The 2,464-nt window shown below is 46.5% G+C and carries 1 protein-coding gene; it reads left to right on the forward strand.

Annotation, left to right across the window (positions count from 1 at the left end; translation table 11 throughout):
- Positions 1-2,464: SdrD B-like domain-containing protein (locus A7985_RS25320; protein ID WP_141685452.1), on the forward strand; the 2,464-nt coding region annotated here is incomplete at both ends.

Raw genomic sequence — 2,464 nt, forward strand, 5'->3', positions numbered from 1 at the left:
GATCAAAATGGCGCCTTGGATCCAGCAGACTCCGCCCTTAACACTATCAGCATCAAACTCTCGGGCACCGACAAATATGGTCAGGCTGTTGCTCTTGAAACCACCACAGATGTAAACGGTGAATTCAGCTTTGCTGGTTTAATCGAATCAAACGCGGATGGCTATACCATCACGCAAACACCAAGCCCAGACCACCAAACGGGTAATCGTTATATCGGCAGTGGTGCGGGTGTGGTCAGCAATGTTGCTAAAGTCGTGGTGGGCACAGATCCAACGCCAATAATCCGCTTTACTGAAAAGCCCAAAGCAGGCGACAAAACTGTTTTGGGTAAAGTGTTCTTCGATATAGATCAAAATGGGCTTATCGATCTGAATGACTCAGTCCTTAAAAATATCAGTATCAAACTGACGGGCACGGATAAATATGGTCAGGTTGTCGCGCTTACAACCACTACGGATGTAAGCGGTGAATTTAGTTTTGCAGGTTTAATCGAATCAAACGCCGATGGCTATACCATCACGCAAACACCAAGCCCAGATCACCAAACGGGTAATCGCTATATCGGCAGTGGAGTAGGTGTTGTCAGCAATGTCGCTAAAGTCGTGGTTGGTACAGATCCAACACCAACAATCCGCTTTACTGAAAAGCCCATAGCAGGCGATAAAACTGTAGCGGGTAAAGTGTTCTTCGATGTAGATCAAAATGGCGTGATCGATCCGAACGATTCACTCCTTAAAAATACCAGTGTAAAACTCACGGGCACCAACAAATATGGTCAGCTTGTAGCGCTTACTACCACCACAGATGTAAATGGTGAATTTGGCTTTGCGGGTTTAATCGAATCAAACGCGGATGGCTATACCATCACGCAAACGCCAAGTACTGAACATCAAACGGGTAATCGTTATATTGGCAGTGGCGCGGGTGTTGTCAGCAATATTGCTAAAGTCGTGGTCGGCACAGATCCAACACCAACACTGCGCTTTACTGAAAAACCCAAAGCAGGTGATAAAACTGTATCTGGTAAAGTGTTCTTAGACGTGGATCAAAATGGCGCCTTGGATCCAGCAGACTTCGCCCTTAACACTATCAGCATCAAACTCTCGGGCACCGACAAATATGGTCAGCTTGTAGAGCTAACAACTACCACTGATGTAAACGGTGAATTTAGCTTTAGCGGATTAATCGAATCAAATGCGGATGGCTATACCATCACGCAAACACCAAGCTCAGACCACCAAACGGGTAATCGCTATATCGGCAGTGGCGCGGGTGTTGTCAGCAATGTTGCTAAAGTTGTGGTCGGCACAGATCCAACACCAACACTGCGCTTTACTGAAAAGCCCAAAGCAGGTGATAAAACTATATCTGGTAAGGTGTTCTTCGATGTAGATCAAGATGGGGTTATCGATCCGAACGACTCCGCCCTTAACAATATCAATGTAAAACTCACGGGTAAGGATAAGTTTGGTCAGGTTGTCGAGCTTACTACCACCACAGATGCAAACGGTGAATTTAGCTTTGCGGGTTTAATCGAATCAAATGCGGACGGCTACACCATCACACAAACACCAAGCCCAGATCACCAAACGGGTAATCGTTATATCGGCAGTGGCGCAGGTGTTGTCAGCAATGTCGCTAGAGTCGTGGTCGGCACAGATCCAACACCAACACTGCGCTTTACTGAAAAACCCAAAGCAGGTGATAAAACCATATCTGGCAAGGTGTTCTTCGATGTAGATCAAGATGGCGTTATCGATCCGAACGATTCAGCCCTTAACACTATCAGCATCAAACTAACGGGCACAGATAAATATGGTCAGGCTGTCGAGCTTGAAACCACCACAGATGTAAACGGTGCATTTAGCTTTACTGGGTTAATTGAATCAAACGCCGATGGCTATACCATCACGCAAACGCCAAGTACTGAGCATCAAACGGGTAATCGTTATATCGGCAGCGGGGTGGGTGTTGTCAGCAATATCGCTAAAGTCGTGGTGGGCACAGATCCAACGCCAATAATCCGCTTTACTGAAAAGCCCAAAGCAGGTGATAAAATCGTATCTGGCAAGGTGTTCTTCGATGTGGATCAAAACGGGGAGATCGATCCTGTCGACTCAGCCCTTAACACTATCAGCATCAAACTCACGGGCACCGACAAATATAGTCAGGCTGTCGCTCTTGAAACCACCACAGATGTAAACGGTGAATTTAGCTTTGTAGGTTTAATCGAATCAAACGCCGATGGCTACACGATCACGCAAACGCCAAGCTCAGAGCATCAAACGGGTAATCGCTATATCGGCAGTGGTGCGGGTGTTGTCAGTAATATCGCTAAAGTGATTGTCGGCACAGATCCTGCGCCAACACTGCGCTTTACTGAAATGCCAAAAGCAGGTGATAAAACCATATCTGGTAAAGTGTTCTTCGATGTAGATCAAGATGGCGTGATCGATCCTAACG

Origin of the sequence: Pseudoalteromonas luteoviolacea, assembly GCF_001696455.1 — a bacterium.
In the GTDB taxonomy this organism is placed as follows: Bacteria; Pseudomonadota; Gammaproteobacteria; order Enterobacterales; family Alteromonadaceae; genus Pseudoalteromonas; species Pseudoalteromonas luteoviolacea_C.